Raw genomic sequence first — 17,758 nt, 5'->3', positions numbered from 1 at the left:
AGAAGCGCCGATGGCCGCGGGGTTGCGCACGGCGGCAGCGGGTAACCGCGGGCCTTCGGCCAGGGAGGGCGGCGGGTGAGGATCACCGAGATCCGGGTGCACGGGGTCGCCGACAAGGGACCCGAGGCGATCCTCGACCGACCGATCGTCGCGCGGGTCGCCGGAGACGACAACGCCGGCTTCTACCGGCCGCGGCCCGGCTACGGTGCCCCTACGGACCGCGACGGGGTGACGCTTGAGGCGTACCGCTGGAGCCGGCTGACCGGCGGCACCGCCACCCGGACGTTCTCCCTGGTCCTGCTCCTACCGTTCATGCTCAGCAACATCGCCGTCTGGATGCTGCCGGTCACCGGTCGCGGCGGCCAGGCCGCGCGGGCGCTGTGCCGACTGCTCGCCGCGACGATGACCTCGATGTACGTCCTCTCCGCCGTCGGGGTGTCAGTCGACCTGATCGCCTGGCAGTGCGCTGCCTACGCGAGGTGTCTGGAGGGGCGGCGGGAGATCTCCTGGCTGGGCGGCGTGCCACCCGGGCAGCGGCTCGCGCTGCTGGCCGTACCACCGATCATCGCGATCGTCCTGATCTGGCGCCTCGGTGCCCGGACCTGGCAACTTCCCGAGGACAGCGCCCACGCGCCCGGTGTCGGTGCGGACCGGCTCGACGCGCCCGCCTTCTGGGACACCCGCTCGCTGCTGCGCCGCCTGCGCTCGGTTCACGTCGCGGTGGCGCTGGGCACGCTCAACATCACTCTGCTGCTGGCTCTGGCACCGCACGACGCCACAGTGCCCGGCTGGCTGCTGCTGGCCGCGGACGTGGCGCTGCTCGCCGCCGCGCTGGTGCTGCTCTGCCGGCCGGCGATAGAGCGGCGCGGAGAGCGGGACCAGTGGAGCTCGCGGACCATCCGCTGGGCGGCCATCGCGCTCACCGTACTGACCCTGGGCTACGCGTTGGCGCCACGGCCGCCGTGGACGGCCCAGGGAACCTTGCCCGGGTACGGGACGGTGGCCGCCGGACTGTTCGCCGGGCAGGTGGTGCTGATCGCGATGCTCGGCCTGGTGGTCGTGGTGCAGCGCCGTTCCCTTCCTCGGCCCCTCTTCCTGCTGGCCGGGCTGGGTGCGCCGGTGCTGACAACCGTCGCGATCGGGCTGGGCGTCGCCTACGACTCGGGCCTGACCTACGGGCTCGCCGAGTATCTGGACCGTGGTTCCAGCCCGACGCCCGCCCGGCCGCTACCGCCCGGGGCGCCACCGTTGTCGCCGCCGATCGCCTTCCGCTGGGCCACCCTCGGCTTCTCCCTCGCCGTGCTCCTGGTGCTCGTGACGGCACTGCTCGTACCCCGGATCGGCCGGGATCGTCGCCGCCGAGAGGCCGAGGAACTGGTGCGACGGGACTATCCGGAAGCCTCCCGGGCGGCCCCCGAGCGGGCTCGGGCCGTCCGCGACGCGATCGTCCGCGCCCGGCTGACGGATCGGCTCGGAGGGCAGCTGGCCACGGCGTACGTGGTGTTGGCACTGCTCACCCTCGCGGCGGCCGGGCTCTCGGTGGTCGGTCCCGGCCCTGGTGCGCTCGCTCTGCGGCTGGGCGGTGAGCCGCTGGCCCGTCCGGTGATCTTCGTGACCGACCTGGGCGCTCTGCTGGTCGGGCTGTTCGCCGCGATCCTCGCCGTGCTGGGGCTGGTCGCCTACCGGTCCGGCGCGATCCGGCTGGTCGGGGTGCTCTGGGAGCTGGCCACCTTCTGGCCGCGTGCCGCGCATCCACTCGCCCCGCCGTGCTACGTCGAACGGGCCGTCCCCGAGCTGACCCGCCGGATCGGGCAGCTCACCGCCGACGGGAACGCGGTGGTGCTCTCCGGGCAGAGTCACGGCAGCGTGCTCGCGGCGGCGACGGTCCTCCAACTGCCCGACCACTGCCGCCGGCGGGTGGCCCTGCTCACCTACGGCTCCCCGCTCGGAAACCGCTACCGGCGGATCTTCCCGGCGTACGTCAGCGACGAGATGGTGCGCGAGGTCGGCAGCCGGTTGGCCTGGCGGTGGATCAACCTGTGGCGGTACACCGACGCGGTGGGCGGACCGGTGTTCGTCCCGTCCGTCGACGGACCCGACGACCCGGCCGCCCGGGTCGACCGTCGGGTACGGGATCCGAAGGGATTGCTCATCCCACCGACCGACACCGTGCCCCCACCGGTGCAGGGCCACCGGTTCACTCCCGACGACGAATTCCACGCCGCGATCGGCGAGCTGGTCGAGCGCCTGGAACGGACGGCCGAGTGAACGGTCGGTTCAGAGGGTGAGCTGCCAGTCGGTCCAGGAGTCCACCGGGCGGAAGCCGAGCTGCTCGTTGATCGCCACCATGTAGCTGTTGCTGGAGGCGTTGAAGGTGTCGATCACCTGTACCGCTGGTTCGTGGGTGAGCAGGTGGTGCAGGTTCTCCGCCTTGGCGATGAGGCCGAGCCGGTGCCCACGGTGGGCCGGGTCGACGATGGTGATCTGCTGGAACGCGTGCCAGTCGGCGGATGCGCCCACGTCCAGCAGCGTCCAGGCGACCAGCCGGCCGGACGCCTCGTGCCGCATCCCGAGGTGGTAGCGCCGCCGGCCCCGCGCGTCGAGTGCCCGTTCGTTGCCGCGGATGCGCTCGGCGTCCACCTGCTCCGGCTCCCACTGCACGTCGCCCATGGGGGCGTCCATCAACAGCCGGCCGTCGAGGTAGGCGATGTCGGCGACGTACTCCGGTGGGGTCGTCCCCTGCCAGCAGACCGAGTGGTAGCCCTCGGCTCGCGGTCGGGCCTCGGCGAGCGCCACCCGCAGGGCGATCCGGTCGATCTCGCCGACGTGGAGTCGGCGACGCACCTCGGCGAGGGCGGGCTGGGCTCCGGTCGCGGCGGCGAACGCGTCGCCCGCCACGCTTCGGGCCGGCCCGCCGGGCAGCGCGGAGACGGCCATCGCCACGACCCGCTTTCGGCCGTGTTCGCGGAGCAGGCGCAGCCCGTACTCGTGCAGGGCCCGACCCACCCCTCGGCGCCGCAGTTCGGGATGCACCAGCAGCTCGGCGGTGGCGTTGTCGGTGTTGTCGAGCTGCGGCAGGTCCAGTTGGAGGTAACCGGCCGGTACGCCGTCCAGTCGGGCCAGCGCCCAGAGCGACCGGGTGCCGGGCATCGGGGTGTGGAACAGCGCGTCGAAGCGGCGCCGGCAGAAGGGCGGGAAGTCCGACAGATCGGCGTCGTTGGTCGCCGCCCCGATCCGGTACGCCTCGTCGACCGACGTCCGGTCGGCGCCGTCGAACGGCGCGATCGTGATGCTCATGCCGCTGAGGGTGCACCCCGGAAAAGCGATCAGGCCAGCGAATTACTCGCTGGCCTGATCGAACGTGGTCGGGAGGGACACTCGCACAACGCCTCCGGCGTTGGGTCGCAAGAACTTCAAAAGTCTTCGGCGAAATGCCCTCCCGCACGGAGCATCTTGCGCCGTCCGGTTCCTGCCGTCAAGTCCGTAGCGGCGGGTTTTCCACACTCACAGCGAAAACCCAGTTACCCGCTGATCGACTCGACCCCCGGGGTCAGCCGAGGAGGCCGGCGTCGCGGGCGGCGCGCAGCGAGGGCTTGATGTGGTGGGTCGGACCCACCTGACCGGCCACCGCATCGATGGTCTTCAGGCCCTCGCCGGTGTTGAACACGACGGTCTCGGCGGTCGGGTCGAGCCGGCCGGACTCGACAAGCTTGCGCAGCACCGCCACTGTCACCCCACCCGCGGTCTCGGCGAAGACCCCTGTGGTGCGGGCCAGGTCGCGGATGCCCGCACGGATCTCGTCGTCGTCGACGTACTCCATCCAGCCGCCGGTGCGGCGGACCGCCTCCAGGGCGTACAGGCCGGCCGCCGGGTCGCCGATGTTGAGCGACTTGGCGATCCCGGTCGGCTTGACCGGGATGATCGTGTCGGTCTCGGCGTGCAGCGCGGTGGCGATCGGGTTGCAGCCGGCGGACTGCGCACCGAAGACCTTCCAGCCGCCGGCCGGCGCCTCGACCAGGCCGATCTCCACCAGCTCGGAGAACGCCTTGTCAATCTTGGTGAGCAGCTCGCCACTGGCCATCGGGATGACCACCTGGGCCGGGATCCGCCAGCCGAGTTGCTCGGCCACCTCGTAGCCGAGGGTCTTGGAGCCCTCCGCGTAGTACGGCCGGACGTTCACGTTGACGAAAGCGGTGTCCTCGAATTCGTCGGTCTCCACCAGCTCGCCGCAGAGCCGGTTGACATCGTCGTACGAGCCGTCGATGGCGACCAGCTCACCGCCGTAGACGGCGGTGGTGATGACCTTGCCCTGCTCCAGGTCGCTGGGGATGAAGACCACCGAGGGCACCCCGGCGCGGGCGGCGTGGGCGGCCACCGAGTTGGCCAGGTTACCGGTCGACGCGCAGGCGAACCGGGTGAAGCCGAGCGCCCTGGCTGCGGTGAGCGCCACCGAGACGACCCGGTCCTTGAACGAGTGGGTGGGGTTGGCGCTGTCGTCCTTGACCCAGAGCGGCGCGGTGATGCCCAGCTCGGCGGCGAGGTGCGGGGCCGCCACCAGCGGGGTCAGCCCCGGGTCGAGGGTGACCCGGGTGGCCGGGTCCTGACCGGCGGGGAGCAGTGCCGCGTACCGCCAGATGTTCTTCGGCCCGGCCTCGATCTGCTCCCGGGTGACCGTCGCCAGGGCGGCCGTGTCGTAGTCGACCTCCAGCGGGCCGAAACACTCGTAACAGGCGTGCTGCGCGGCGAGCGGGTAGCGCGCCGAACAGGCACGGCAGACCAGGGCGCGGGCGGGGCTGGCGGAGGTGTCGATGCCGGAGGCGGCGAGCGTCGACGTCATGTCGAGAGTCCTCTCATCTTTCCCCGCATCGCACGGTGCGGCGGGGACGGAATTGGCACCTGCCCCGCGGGTCGCTCAGCGGTGAGCGCGCGGGGTGGTTGCCGGGGCGTCGTCGGGCCGTATCCCTCAGCCCCTCTGGATGAGGTATGCAGTTGTGCCGCCGAGTCTAGGACAACGCTGTCCGCCCTAGCTACCGCCGATCCCAGCCAGTGGGTCAGCGGGCGCTCACCGCCGCGTGGTCGGTCACCGCGATCGGGTCGGTGACCGCGGTCGCGCGGGGCAGCGACGAGGCCCTGGTCCGGGGGCGGTTGGCCAGGTTCGCGGCGACCAGCGCGGCGATGGTGACGGCGGCGCCGACCAGTTCGACGGGCTCCGGGCGGTAGCCGCGGGCGATCTGCACCGCGAACGTGGTCACCGGGACCAGGTTCATGAACAGCGCGGCGTTGGCGGCCCCGAGTCGCTGCACTCCGGTGTTCCAGGCCAGGACCGCGATGACAGCTCCCACGATCACGGCGTACGTCAACTGTGGGGTGACCGCCACGAGGTCGGCGGCGGCCGGCGCGTGCTGCCAGCCGACGGCGTCCGCGCCGATGCTCGCGGCCAGCATGGCGGCCGTGCCGGCGAGCGCGGTCAGCGTGGTGAAGCGCAGTGGCGACCACGCACCGAATCGGCTGGCGCCGTGCGTGTAGATGCCCCAACCGAGCACCGCGCCGATCATCATCAGACCGCCGAGACCGAACTGACCGAGTCCGGCCAGGCTTCCGCGCGTGATCACCAGGCCGACGCCGAGGAGCGCCACGAGGGAGAGGCCCAGCAGGAGCGGCTTCGGGCGTACGCCGTCACGGACCCAACGGACCAGCTGGGTGATCACCGGGGTGGTGGCCACGAAGAGCGCCACCTGCTGCGGAGCGGCGTGTTCGAGCGCCAGGTTGGTGAGCACGTTGAAGCCGGCGAAGCCGACCACACCGAGCACCATCACCTCGACCGCTCGGGCACCGGGCCGCAGCGCGTCGGCACCCTCGCGGAGCAGGAGGATGGCGACCAGGACGACGGCGGCGAGCAGGTAGCGGGCGGTGGTCAGGTTGAGTGGGTCGACCCGGGTCAGCGCGCTGGCCAGGACCGGGAACATCACGCCCCAACCGAGCACGGCGAGCAGCGGGTAGGCGGCGGCGCGGGATCGCATCGTCAGCTCCAATGTTCGAGTATCGTCGAACCAACGACACCGACCCTAGGAGCTTGTTCGACCTTTGTCGAACAACGGTTACACTGGTCACATGGAGCCGCACGAACCCGACCTGACCGCCGTACCGGTCACCGCCGTGCTGGCCGCACTCGCCGACGACGTGCGGCTACAGATCGTCCGGGCGCTCGCCGAGGGCGGCGAGGCCGCCTGCGGAAGCTTCGACTTCGGCGTCTCCAAGGCGACTCGCAGCCACCACCTGAAGGTGCTGCGCGAAGCCGGCCTGACCCGCACCCGCGCCGCCGGCACCAGCCGCCTGGTGCGGCTCCGCCGCGACGAGCTGAACCGGCTCTACCCCGGCCTCCTGGACGCGGTCCTCACCTCCCGCCCACCGGCCTGACCGCCGACGCGCCCGCCCGGCGGGGGCCGACGTCTCCCGCACATCCTTTCGAGCTGAATCGTTCACGGCATCACCGGACGGACCGTTCCCCCACGCGCGCGTCGCCGGAACCACCTCGTCGAGCTCCGGCGACGCGCGCCACGGGTGCGGTCAGACGGACACCGGGCTGGACTCGGCCACCGGGGACGCCGGAGCGACGGCGCGACGTCGGAAGAGCAGCGCGTCGAGCGCCCATGGGCCGGACCCGAGCGCGGCGACCAGCAGGAACGACCAGCAGAAGAGGGCCGACAGCTCGCCCCCGTTGTGCAGCGGCAGCAGATCATCCGGCTGGTGCACGACGAAGTAGGCGTACGCCATCGAGCCGGACGCGAGGATCGCGGCGGGTCGGGTGAACAGCCCGACCAACACCAGGGCGCCGCAGACCAGCTGGATCAGCGCGGCCCACCAGCCTGGCCAGGTGCCGACCGGTATCGCCTGGCCGGTCATCGGGTTGCCGCCGAACAACCCGAAGACCGAGGTCAGACCATGCAACGTGAACAGCAGGCCGATCACGATGCGGAACAGGGACAGGGTCGGCCCGCCGAGCCGAGAGACGTTCATGGAAACCTCCATCGAAGGAAACGGATCTCTTCAATGTGAGGCATGAAACTATCGAAGTTTATAAATTCCTTGTTAATGGGAAAGTCCCCGGTCGGAATGTACCGGTGTCGACCAGGCCGCGTCGAGCACTCTCGATGCCCGAGCCGCATCTCCGGGTCCGTGACCTGGGAAGGCATCCAAAAAACGGCAGAATCACGCGCCATGGGCACGCTCCCATACTGTGGGTATGGTCTGCCGCGCAGCCTCACGGGCGCCAGCTTCGACAGCCCTCTCCCGCCAAGGTCACGCTCGAACGTGGAAGTAGTGGTGTCCCAGCCCGCCCGACGCCACTGGATCCGGGATCGAGCACGATCGCGCGGCGCGGCGCGGCACGGCACGGCGCGGCGCGACGGGCGGGCGGGCGGGCCGCCCCGAATATGGGGCAGCTCTACAGGCCTCGACCGGCGGACGCCAGGTCGGCCGAGGGGCTGGGCCGAGGAGATCCGGGGGCCGGGCGGTGGCGGAACGCCCGCGTGGGTGAGGATCGCTTGATGATCTCCCGCAACAGCCCGGCATGGCGACGGATCAGCGCAGCGGTCGCGGTGCCTCTCGCGCTCAGCGCCTGCACTCCCGGCGACCATCGGGGCCAGGGCGGGGACGGTCCACGTCGGCAGCCGATCGCACCGAGCCCGTCGGTGAGTGTCGACGCGCTGCCGTCCTGCCCGGCTTCCGGGGTTCGGATCCGGTCCACCGGCGGGGACGCCGCGATGGGCCTACGCGCCCTCGGCCTGGAGCTGGTCAACTGCGGCGACCGTCCCTACCAGCTCGACGGGTACCCGATCCTGCACGTGTTCGACGAGCAGCGCGAGCCGATCATGCTGCGCGTGGTCAACGGCGCCAAGGAGATCACCTCGGGCTTCGACCAGCCACCCCGGCCGGTCACCCTCGCCCCCGCCGAGCGGGCCACCGCCGTGGTGCTCTGGCGCAACCTCGTCACCGACTCGACGGTGGTCGCGACGAACGGGAAGTACCTGACGGTCGCGCCGGCTGCCGGGCAGCCGGCCGCCGAGGTCGACCCGGACGGGCCGGTCGACCTCGGCAACACCGGCCGGATCGGCGTCAGCGCCTGGAAGAAGGCCGACCCGTCCACGCCGGTGCCGACGCGCCCGGCCCCGCCGCCGGTGCCGAGCGCGGTGCCGTCGTCGGTGAGCCCGCCGGACAGTCGGCTGTGAGACCAGCGGCTACGACGTGATGTCCTTGCGGGTGAAGCGCCAGAACGCCAACCCCCAGAACAGCGTCGCGTAGCTGATCGCCGAGACGCAGCCGCGTACCACGTCGTCGGTCTGCACCGGGGTCGACAGCAGTCCCAGCCAGGCGGTGCTGAAGTGCGTGGGCAGGAAGTCGCGTACCGCGCCCAGGGCGGTGATCTGGTCCAGGATGCTGGACAGGATCCACAGCAACACCGCACCACCCACCGCGCCCAACGCGGCGTCCGTGGTCACCGACAGCAGGAACGCCAGCCCGGCCACCACCAGCAGTACGACCGCCAGGTAGCCGAGCACCGCCAGCAACCGGAGCAGCCCCTCGGTGGGTTCCAGCTCGGCGGCGACCGTGCTGCGCAGCGGCGACCAGCCGTAACGCAGGGTCCCGGCCAGCAGCGCGGTGCCGGCCAACAACAGCAGGGCCAGTCCCGAGTACGCGAGCGCGACCACCAGCTTCACCGTCAGCAACCGGGCCCGGGGTACCGGGATCGCCAGCAGGTAACGCAGGCTCCCCCAGCTCGCCTCGCTGGCCACCGTGTCCCCGCAGAACAGCGCGACGACGACCACCAGCAGGAACGACGCCGACACGAAGATCGAGAACAGGGTGAAGTTGAGGCCACCCGAGGTGGCCAACTCGACCAGGCTGGAGAACTCGTTGCGACCGTTGTCGTCGTCTCCCGAGTCGAACTGGAAGGCGATCAGGATGATCAGCGGCAGCAGCACCATGAAGCCGAGCGCCAACTGGGTTCGCCGCCGGGACGCCTGCCGCCGGAACTCCGCCGCGAAGGGCATGGTGGCCGACGGCCGGTAACCGCGGGCCTCACCCGCGTCGGAAACAACCATCACCGGTCACCGCTTCCCCGAGAGTTCTCGCCCACCAGGGCGAGGAACGCGTCCTCCAGGCGGCGCCGGGGCACCACCCGGTCCACCCCGATGCCGGCACGCACCAGCTCGGCCACCACCTCGCTGCGGGCCGTGCCGTTGGTGTCGACCACCAACTGGCCGTCGCTCTCCGGCAGGACCCGGACACCGTGCAGCCGGTCCAGCACCGCCCGCGCCGCCACCCGGTCGCTGACGTCGAACAGCACGCTCGGCGACTCGCCCACGATCTCCTCCACCGGCCCGGACGCCACGATCCGTCCCTTGTTCACCACCACCGCGTGGGTGCAGGTCTGCTCGACCTCGGCCAACAGGTGGCTGGAGACCAGCACCGCGCGCCCGTCCGTGGCATAGCGCTGGAGCACCCGGCGCATCTCGGCGATCTGCGGCGGGTCGAGCCCGTCGGTCGGCTCGTCCAGCACCAGCAACTCGGGGAGGCCGAGCATGGCCTGGGCGATGGCCAGGCGCTGGCGCATCCCGTGGCTGTAGTTCTTGATCTTCCGGTGCACCGAGTCGCCCAGCCCGGCGATCTCCAGCGCCGCGTCGAACTGCGCGTCGTCCCACGGCCGTCCGGTGGCTCGCCAGTACGCCTTCAGGTTCTCCAGACCCGACAGGTGCGGCAGGAAACCGGGCCCCTCCACCAGCGCGCCGATCCTCGACAGCACCGGCGAGCCGGGCACCAGCCGGCGACCGAAGACGTAGATCTCCCCGGCGGTCGGCTGGGTCAGCCCCATCAACACCCGCAGCGTGGTGGTCTTACCGGCACCGTTCGGCCCGAGCAGACCCACCACCTGACCCGGGTGCACCTCGAAGTCCACGTTCGACACCGCGACGAACCCGTCCGCGTACTCCTTGCGCAGTGCGCGCACGGCCAGCGGGGTGTCCGCGTACTCCGGATGCACGGAGCGGTCCTGGCGGCGGTGTCGGCGGCGGACCACGGCGACGACCACGACGAGCCCGATCGCGATGGCCGCGAGCAGGCCGGCGAGCACCCAGCGCCAGAGCGTCGCGGCGGTGGGGATCGGCTCGCCGTCGACCGTGGGCAGGGTGACCGCGCCGTCCGCCGCCACCGTGTAGACGGTCGGTTGCGCGGGAGTGGTGTACGCCTGGTCGGAGGTGGCCACCACCACGCGCAGCCGGTGCCCGGCCTCGACCCGGTGGACGATCCCCGGGAGCGTCACGGTGACCGGCCGGGCCTCCTGCACCTGCTGCGGCAGGCCGGTGAGCCGGATCGGGGCGACCAGCCCGTTCGGCAGGGTGGCCGCGCCGTCCGGGTCGACGTCGTAGAGCTTGACGAAGAGCACAGCCTCGCCGGTCGGCGACGCGGCCCGCACGGTGACGGTGGGGGCCCCGGCGATGTCCACCGCCTCGCTCAGCGGTGCCGACTCGAACCGGGCGTGCTGGCCGGGCACGTCGCCGGCCACACCGTCCAGCAGCGAGGCGAGACCTCCCGCGAACGGAATCGAGGAGATGGCGGCCGGGTTGCCGTTGGGCGGGTTCGCGACCGGCTGGGCCGGACCGGCGACCGGGATCTCCCGGCGGGCGTTGCCGGCCAGGCCCGGGTAGTCGGCCCGGCGGAAGGCGGTGGCCACGAGGCCCCGGTCGAGTGCGTCGAACCCAGCGATCCGGGACCAGGTGAAGTCGTCGCCGGGCGCGTCGCCCTCGCCCTTGACGTAGTGGTCGAGCCACTGGACGGTCAGGAACTTCACCCGGTCCTCGTCCGAGCGGGGTCCACTGCCGCCGTCGTGTCCACCGGTGAACCAGGCGACCCGTACCGGCGTTCCGGCGGCGGCGATGCCCTTCGCGTTCGCGTCCGCCTCACCGAGGGGGAAGAGCGTGTCCGCCTCGCCCTGCACCAGCAGGGTGGGCGCCTTGATCCGGTCCAGCACACCGGCCGGGCTGGACCGGCGCAGCAGGTCGACGGCGGCCTGGTCGGCTCGGCCGGTGGTGGCGATGCGCAGGTACGCGGCGCACACGTCGGCGGCGAAGCGACCACAGGACGGGTCGGCGGCACCGGTCGGGACACCACCGGGACCGTTACCCGGGCCCGCGCCCGGCCCGGGGCTGGGCGGGCCGGCCGACGCCGGTGCGCCCTGCGGCGCGGCGGCGGTCGCGCCGGAGAGCCCGGCCGGCCCGGAGCCCACGTTGCCCCCACCACCGAAGAAGAGGCCGGCCCAACCCTTCTTGAACACGCCCTCGGTCGGTGCCCCTCCGGTGCTCTCCGGCAGGAAGGCCCGGGACAGGTCGTTCCAAGTGATCATCGGAACGATCGCGTCGACCCGGCTGTCCTGGGCGGCCAGCAGCAGCGCCAGCCCACCGCCGTACGAGCCGCCGACCACACCGACCTGCGGGTCACCGGCGGCGTTGGTACGCACCTCCGGCCGAGCTGCCAACCAGTCCAGCAGCCGCTGGGCGTCGCGCACCTCGTAGTCCGGGTTGTCCAGGTGGATCTCGCCGCCGCTGCGGCCGAAGCCGCGCGCGGTCCAGGTGAGCACGGCGTAGCCGCGCCCGGCGAACTCCTCCGCGTCGGAGCGCACCGACTCCTTCGTGCCGCCGAACCCGTGCGCCAACAGCACCGCCGGCACCTTCCGACCCGACGACGCGTCGTCCGGCAGGTAGAAGGTCGTGTCCAGGTTCACCGGCTGGTCGCCGGCCGGTCCGGAGCGGACGGTGAGCATCGCGCTCTCGGTGCGGACGCCCGATCCCCGCGGCCACACCGCCCAGGTCACGGCGGCGGCCAGGAGCACGACGACCGCTGCGGCGGCGATCGCGCGACGGCGGGTGGGCAGGGCACGCCGGAACCACGCGGCCGGCGACGGCGGTGTCATGCGGCACACGGTACGGCCCACAGCCTGAGCGTTGGCTGAGATCCGCCGTACGTCCGTCCGGTTGCCCCGATCGGTGGCGGGTGGGGGTGCGAGCGCGCAACGTCCGGCGCGGCCCAGTGAGTTGACTTCGGATTCCGTGAATTCCGATCTTTTCCCGGATATCCATCTCGATCCCTCCATGTCACACCCATCGACGCAACAGAGCGTGCCCGAGGCGCGGACAAATGGTGACATCGCTTGAACTGACGCGAACCTGACTCGCCGACCGAGGCCTGACCAGCGGGGGGTTCGGTTAGTTTTCCGGTCCGGTGCACGGGACTGTTCGGCTACCCGAGACCGCGCCGAACCGCGCCCACGCCGGAGGAGACACACATGACAGTCCCCGCGCCGCGGGCCCGCCGACGGCCGTCCACCTTGGGCCGTCTGCTGCCGCTGCTGCTCATCGGGGCACTACTCGCGCCGGTGGGCCTGCTCGTCACGTCCGCCTGGCGGCAGACCAGCGACGACCGGACCCTGGCGGCCCGCGAACGCCTCGGCGTGCAGTACCTCACCGCTCTGGCCGGAGTGACCGACTCCCTCGTGGAGGCCCAGTCCGCCACGGTCAACGGCCGGCCGGTCGCCCGGGAGGCGTTGGACCGGGCGGTCGAGGAGGCAGCCGCGGTGGACGCTCGCATCGGCGAGGACCTGCTCAGCCAGGAACGCTGGGCCGGCGTACGAGCCAAGCTGGAGGCGCTGCGCGGACGCACCACCGCCGACCCGGAGTCCGCCTACACGGCGTACGGGGAGGCTTCCGATCTTCTGCTGGCCCTGCACCGCAAGGTCCGGGAAAGTTCCGGCCTGGTCCGTGACCCCGCTGCCGACTCCTTCTTCCTCCAGGACAGCGCCGGCCAGGAGCTGCCCGAGGCGGTGGTGGCCGCCGGTCGGCTCGCCGACCTGGGTGCGCTGATCTCCCGCCGGCCCGCCGCCGAGCAGCCCCGTGGCCTGATGGAGCTGAGCGGCCTGCGGGTGGCCGCGCTGGCACCCGCCGGCGACCTTGTCGACAACCTGCGCTCCGCCGTGGACGGCTCGGAGAGCACCGACCTCGGCGCCAACGTGCTGACCCCGCTCGACACCTACCAGCGCTCGGTGGAGGCCCTGGCCGCCTACTCCACCCCGGCGAAGGGCACGGGTGTCGTGGACCAGGCCCAGTTGGCCGCCGCCGGGCTCAACACGCACCGCGCGGCGCGCCAACTTCAACCGGTCATCCTCGCCGAACTCGACGCCCTGCTGGTCGAGCGCATCGACGAGCTGGACCGGGAACGCTGGTCGATCATTGCCGCGGGGGTGGTGGCCGTGCTGCTGCTGGGCTGGCTCGCCGCGCTGCTGATCAACGCCGCTGGCCGGGCCCGACGCCGGGCCGCGTTGGCCGCAAGCCACACCGACAGCCCGGACACCCCGGTGCGGAGCGATCCGTGGCAACCGGCGACCAGCGAGCCACGAGGGCTGCAACCCGCAGGTGTCGTCCGGGAACCGGAGACCGCGCAGTGGGGGGCATTCGATGCTGCTCGGTAGGCTCCGCATCCGCGGCAAGCTCGCCCTGCTCGTGGTGATCCCGCTGCTCAGCATGATCGGACTTGCCGTGCCGGTCATGCTCGACCGGGTGGCCGCAGCCCAGCGGGCCGGCGACACCGCCGAGCGGGTACGGCTCGCCAGCCGGGTCGGCAGCCTGGTCCAGGACCTTCAGCAGGAACGCATCCTCTCCGTCGGATACCTGCTCGGCCGGGTGGAACGGAGCGAGCTGGTCCGCAAGTCCGCCGACGTGGACGACCGGGTGGCCGACCTGCGCGCCGCTCGTAGCGACGCGCTGACCGACCGGGTGGACAGCGCCCTGGACCGGGTGTCCAGCCTCGTCGATCTGCGGGCCGCAGTGCTGGCCCGGGTCGCGAACCCCGGTCAGGTGATGGAGACGTTCGGCCCGGTCAACACGGGGATCATCGAGTCCCTGCGGCTGATGTTCGGGGTGGACACCGACACGTTGCCGGGCCGGCAGGTGCTCGCTCTCGACGGGCTGCTCCGGGCCGACGAGGGACTGGCGGCCTGCGCCACACTGAGCCTGCTGGTCAAGGCGGTCGGCAGCCCGGACACCGTCGCCGGTTACGTGGCGTGCATCGCCGCGCTCGAGGTCGACAACGCACGTTTCCGCAGCCTGATCACGCCCGAGCAGCTCACCGTGGCCCAGCTCAACGACGCGGCCGTGGCCGCGCGTACCAGCCCGGACTTCCTGGTCACCAGTGCCCGGGACCCGGCCGCCGCAGTCCGCCCGGTGCCGATGGAGGCGCTCTTCCCGGCCGTCCGCACGATGATCCGGCTCGGTCAGTTCGTCGAGAAGAAGCTGGTCGCCGACGTGCTCGCCGAGGCGACGGCCGAGCAGCGGCGCGCGCTGACCGCCGCGTACCTGGTCGGTGCCGCGGCGGCGTTGATCCTGACGCTGGTGGTGCTGCTCAGTGTGGCGGTCGCGCGGACGGTGGCTCGACCGTTGACCCGCCTCACCAGCTCTGCCGACCGGGTCGCCCGGGTCGCCGAAGCCGAGCTGGTCCGGGTCACCGACGACGAGGCGGAGAGCCCACAACCGGTCCGGTTGGAACCTGTGGACATCCGGGCCAACGACGAGATCGGCGACCTGGCGCGGGCCTTCGACCGGGTGCAGAACACCGCGGCGCGGCTGGTCGAGCGGCAGGTCGCCGGCCGACGCAACGTGGCGCAGATGTTCGGTCACGTCGGCCGGCGCACCCAGAACCTGGTGGGCCGGCAGCTCGCGCTGATCGACCGGCTGGAGCAGCAGGAGGCCGACCCGGGTCGGCTGGAGCACCTGTACCGCCTCGACCACATCTCCAGCCGGCTGCGCCGCAACGCCGGCAGCCTGGTGGTGCTCTCCGGCGCGGCCGGTGCCGACCCGCACACCGCCCCGGTGCCACTGGCCGACCTGGTCCGGTTGGCGCTCGGCGAGATCGAGGACTACACCCGGGTGGAGGTCCGGGTGCCGGCGGGCATCTCGGCCGCGCCGGCGGTGGTCGGCGACCTCATCCTGGCGTTGGCCGAGCTGATGGAGAACGCCACCGTGTTCTCGCCGCCGCACACCCGGGTGCTGGTGTCCGCCGAGGCGGCCGGCCTCGGCGCGCGGATCTCCGTGGTGGACCACGGCATCGGCATGAACGACCAACGGCTGGCCGAGGAGAACGCCCGGTTCACCCGCCGGGAACGGCTCGACCTGGCCCCCACCGAGGTGCTCGGTCTCTTCGTGGTGGGTCGGCTGGCTCGCCGGCACGGCTGGGAGGTGGGTCTGGCCGCCACCGTCGGCGGTGGAGTGACCGCACACCTGGAGATCCCGTCGACGTCACTGGTGCTGCGCCGCGCCGACCGGGCCGGAGCTGCCGTGGCCCGGGCCACCGTGCCGGAACGGGACCGGCGTACGCCGGCCGCAGCCGAGACCGACCAGGACGCCCGGTCCCTCGCGGCCACCGCTGCGCCGGCCCGCTTCGACTCGGACCTCCTGAGCCGAGCCACCCGCAGCCTGGAGGCCAGCCCGTCCTGGAACGCCTTCGGCCACAGCCAGCCGGAGCAGGCCACCCCCGCACCCCCGGCGAAGGAACCGTCGGGCGCGCCGACCGGGCCGCGGATCCGGCAGCGGGTGCCCGGGGCCAGCCTGGGCGCCTCGACCGCACCGACCCGGCCGGTGGACGCCACCGGTGCGGACCCCGCCGCGGCGCGCGCCCTGGTCGAGGCGTTCCAGGCCGGTGTACGCCGGGCCGAGGCGGCCGGCGTCGGGTCGACCGGAGCCGAACCGGGCGCGACCGTCGACCTGCCGAGCACACCGGGAGGCGCCGGCCCCACGGGGGCGGGTGACGCCTTCCCGTCGGAGAGCCCTCCGGCTCGGCCCCGGCTAAGCCGACGGGTGCCGGGGGCGAACCTCACGGTCGTCCCTGCCTGCCAACCGCCCAGTTCGCACCTCGGTGACCCGGCCGAGGTGCGGAACCTCATCAGCGAGTTCGAGGCGGGCGTCGCCCGCGCTCTGCGCGAAGTCAGCCCAGACCACCGGAACGAAGAAGGATCATCACGGTGACCAGCCCCTTCCTGCACGACAACGTCGACCACCAGAGCCAGCCCGCAGCCGGTGGGGACCTCAGCCCGGAGGCCCGTACGTTCAACTGGCTGCTTGATTCCTTCACCTCCAGCACCGCCGGGGTCCTGGAGGCGATCGCGGTCTCCTCGGACGGCCTGCTGATGGCCATGTCGGCGATCAAGGACCGGTCCAACGCGGAACGGTTGGCGGCCGTCGTGTCCGGGATGACCAGCCTGGCCGGTGGGGCAGCCAGCTGGTACGCACTCGGCGGCCTGAACCGGGTGATCGTCGACATGGCCGACGGCTACCTGCTGATCAGCGCGATCAGCAGCGGCTCCGTGCTCGGGGTGGTTGCCGACCGGTCGGCGAACCTGGGCACCGTCGCGTACGAGATGACGCTCTTCGCCGGGCGGGCCGGCGGTGCCCTGACCCCGCGGTTGATCGTCGAGTTGAAGAACGCCGTCCAGCAGTGATCCCCGAGGTCGCCGGCGAGGACGCGGACCCGGACCCGCGGGTCCGGATCCGCCCGTACCTGCGCACGCCACCCCCGGCGGGGGACGGCGCGGCGGCACCGGCGCTGCCCGAGCCGGAGGTGGGCGGTGGCGGGCCGACAGGTCCCCGTCCGTTCGTGCTCACCTCCGGGCGGGTGGCGGGTGCCGACCCGGCGATCGGGCTCGAGACCCAGGTGACCGTGCGGATGGACAGCGGATGGTGGGCCGGCCCACCGGACGCCGTGATGGCACCGGAGATCCAGGCGATCATCGCGCTCTGCGCCGAGCCGATCTCGGTGGCCGAGATCTCGGCCCGGACCCGGCTGCACTTCGGCGTGACCCGGGTCCTGGTCGGTGATCTACGGGCGGCCGGGCATCTGGACGTGCACGTCACCGACACCGACGACGCCCTCGACCCCAATCTCATCCTGCGAGTGATTGATGGACTCCGTGCGATCTCCTGAATGGCCGGTCGCCCCGCTGGGCGGGGCCGCCGCGAACAGCGCCGCCGCCCGTTACGGCATGTCACCGGGCACCGGGCCGATAATCGGGCGGGCGGGCCCGCCGCCAGCCGCGCCACCGCCTCCGTACCAGCCCTCGTCCGGCGCGAGGCCGACGCCGCCGGCCGGTAAGCCGGCCGCACCTCCGATCCCGGTCAAGATCCTGGTCGCCGGCGGCTTCGGGGTGGGCAAGACCACCACCGTGGGTGCGATCTCCGAGATCGCACCGCTGACCACCGAGGCCGAGATGACCAGCGCCGGGATCGGCGTGGACGACCCGGGTACCCGGTCGACCAAGACGACCACCACGGTGGCGATGGATTTCGGTTGTGTGACCATCGACCGCAGTCTCAAGCTCTACCTGTTCGGCACACCGGGGCAGTCCCGGTTCGGCTTCATGTGGGACGACCTCGCACGGGGTGCGTTGGGCGCGTTGGTGGTGGTGGACAGCTCCCGGCTGGACGACTGCTTCCCGGCGATCGACTTCTTCGAACGGGCCGGGCTGCCGTTCGTGGTCGGGGTCAACGCGTTCGACGGGCGGCTGGCCCTGGAACTCGGCGAGATCCGCTGGGCGCTGGCCATCGGCGACCACGTTCCCCTGGTGCAGTTCGACGCCCGGGACCGACTCTCGGTGCGGGACGCCCTGCTGGTCGTCCTGGACCGTGCGTTGGACCGGGCTACGCGGGACCGGAGGGCCTGAGCC

Annotated in this window: 14 protein-coding genes and 1 riboswitch; of the genes, 8 read left to right on the top strand and 6 right to left on the bottom strand. The window is 72.2% G+C overall.

Annotated features, from left to right (window positions below; all coding sequences use genetic code 11):
- Nucleotides 1-75: 75 nt before the first annotated feature.
- Complete coding sequence (locus tag ABGB10_RS18710) at nucleotides 76-2,268, top strand: hypothetical protein (protein ID WP_347662120.1); 2,193 nt, start codon at nucleotides 76-78, stop codon at nucleotides 2,266-2,268.
- A 9-nt stretch (nucleotides 2,269-2,277) separates the two neighbouring features.
- Here ABGB10_RS18710 and ABGB10_RS18705 read toward each other — a convergent pair whose 3' ends face one another.
- From ABGB10_RS18705 to ABGB10_RS18695, 3 genes are all read right to left on the bottom strand, one after another.
- On the bottom strand, nucleotides 2,278-3,297 hold the full coding sequence (locus tag ABGB10_RS18705; RefSeq protein ID WP_347662119.1) for a GNAT family N-acetyltransferase: 1,020 nt from the start codon (nucleotides 3,295-3,297) through the stop codon (nucleotides 2,278-2,280).
- A 253-nt stretch (nucleotides 3,298-3,550) separates the two neighbouring features.
- Nucleotides 3,551-4,837 (bottom strand): threonine synthase, encoded by a 1,287-nt coding sequence (gene thrC, locus ABGB10_RS18700; protein ID WP_347662118.1) that lies wholly within the window; start codon nucleotides 4,835-4,837, stop codon nucleotides 3,551-3,553.
- A gap of 10 nt (nucleotides 4,838-4,847) precedes the next feature.
- A riboswitch (SAM riboswitch) is annotated at nucleotides 4,848-4,983 on the bottom strand.
- Between the two features lie 68 nt (nucleotides 4,984-5,051).
- Entirely contained in the window at nucleotides 5,052-6,020 is a 969-nt protein-coding gene (locus ABGB10_RS18695; RefSeq protein WP_347662117.1) for a DMT family transporter, read from the bottom strand.
- A 91-nt stretch (nucleotides 6,021-6,111) separates the two neighbouring features.
- Between ABGB10_RS18695 and ABGB10_RS18690 the strand changes: the two genes are divergently transcribed.
- Nucleotides 6,112-6,417 carry a helix-turn-helix transcriptional regulator gene (locus tag ABGB10_RS18690; RefSeq protein ID WP_347662116.1) on the top strand — a complete coding sequence of 102 codons (306 nt, stop codon included), beginning with the start codon at nucleotides 6,112-6,114 and terminating at the stop codon, nucleotides 6,415-6,417.
- Nucleotides 6,418-6,567: 150 nt separating this feature from the next.
- Here the strand turns inward: ABGB10_RS18690 and ABGB10_RS18685 are convergent, their stop codons facing one another.
- The gene (locus ABGB10_RS18685) at nucleotides 6,568-7,017 is read right to left on the bottom strand and encodes a DoxX family protein (protein WP_347662115.1); all 450 of its coding nucleotides are present in this window, start codon (nucleotides 7,015-7,017) and stop codon (nucleotides 6,568-6,570) included.
- 530 nt (nucleotides 7,018-7,547) lie between these two features.
- On the opposite strand from ABGB10_RS18685, the gene ABGB10_RS18680 reads away from it, so the two are divergent.
- The gene (locus ABGB10_RS18680; protein ID WP_347662114.1) at nucleotides 7,548-8,228 is read left to right on the top strand and encodes a DUF4232 domain-containing protein; all 681 of its coding nucleotides are present in this window, start codon (nucleotides 7,548-7,550) and stop codon (nucleotides 8,226-8,228) included.
- A gap of 9 nt (nucleotides 8,229-8,237) precedes the next feature.
- Here ABGB10_RS18680 and ABGB10_RS18675 read toward each other — a convergent pair whose 3' ends face one another.
- Both ABGB10_RS18675 and ABGB10_RS18670 read right to left on the bottom strand, forming a co-directional pair.
- On the bottom strand, nucleotides 8,238-9,101 hold the full coding sequence (locus ABGB10_RS18675; RefSeq protein WP_347662113.1) for an ABC transporter permease subunit: 864 nt from the start codon (nucleotides 9,099-9,101) through the stop codon (nucleotides 8,238-8,240).
- Nucleotides 9,101-11,965 carry an alpha/beta fold hydrolase gene (locus ABGB10_RS18670; RefSeq protein WP_347662112.1) on the bottom strand — a complete coding sequence of 955 codons (2,865 nt, stop codon included), beginning with the start codon at nucleotides 11,963-11,965 and terminating at the stop codon, nucleotides 9,101-9,103. The genes ABGB10_RS18675 and ABGB10_RS18670 overlap by 1 nt, the downstream gene beginning before the upstream one ends.
- A gap of 372 nt (nucleotides 11,966-12,337) precedes the next feature.
- On the opposite strand from ABGB10_RS18670, the gene ABGB10_RS18665 reads away from it, so the two are divergent.
- Genes ABGB10_RS18665 through ABGB10_RS18645 form a run of 5 tightly spaced genes read left to right on the top strand, consistent with a single transcriptional unit; the run spans nucleotide 12,338 to nucleotide 17,755 of the window.
- A complete protein-coding gene (locus tag ABGB10_RS18665; RefSeq protein ID WP_347662111.1) occupies nucleotides 12,338-13,516 on the top strand; it encodes a hypothetical protein in 1,179 nt (392 codons plus the stop codon).
- Entirely contained in the window at nucleotides 13,503-16,064 is a 2,562-nt protein-coding gene (locus ABGB10_RS18660) for a nitrate- and nitrite sensing domain-containing protein (RefSeq protein ID WP_347662110.1), read from the top strand. The genes ABGB10_RS18665 and ABGB10_RS18660 overlap by 14 nt, the downstream gene beginning before the upstream one ends.
- Nucleotides 16,061-16,537, top strand: coding sequence for a roadblock/LC7 domain-containing protein (locus tag ABGB10_RS18655; protein WP_278141957.1), 477 nt, complete (start codon nucleotides 16,061-16,063; stop codon nucleotides 16,535-16,537). Before ABGB10_RS18660 ends, ABGB10_RS18655 begins: the two co-directional genes overlap by 4 nt.
- Nucleotides 16,534-17,019, top strand: coding sequence for a DUF742 domain-containing protein (locus tag ABGB10_RS18650; RefSeq protein ID WP_347662109.1), 486 nt, complete (start codon nucleotides 16,534-16,536; stop codon nucleotides 17,017-17,019). The genes ABGB10_RS18655 and ABGB10_RS18650 overlap by 4 nt, the downstream gene beginning before the upstream one ends.
- Nucleotides 16,997-17,755, top strand: coding sequence for an ATP/GTP-binding protein (locus tag ABGB10_RS18645; protein ID WP_347662108.1), 759 nt, complete (start codon nucleotides 16,997-16,999; stop codon nucleotides 17,753-17,755). The genes ABGB10_RS18650 and ABGB10_RS18645 overlap by 23 nt, the downstream gene beginning before the upstream one ends.
- Nucleotides 17,756-17,758: the final 3 nt, after the last annotated feature.

Source organism: Micromonospora sp. B9E7, assembly GCF_039871815.1.
Taxonomy (GTDB): Bacteria; Actinomycetota; Actinomycetes; order Mycobacteriales; family Micromonosporaceae; genus Micromonospora.
This window is presented reverse-complemented; position numbering and strand designations above follow the sequence as displayed.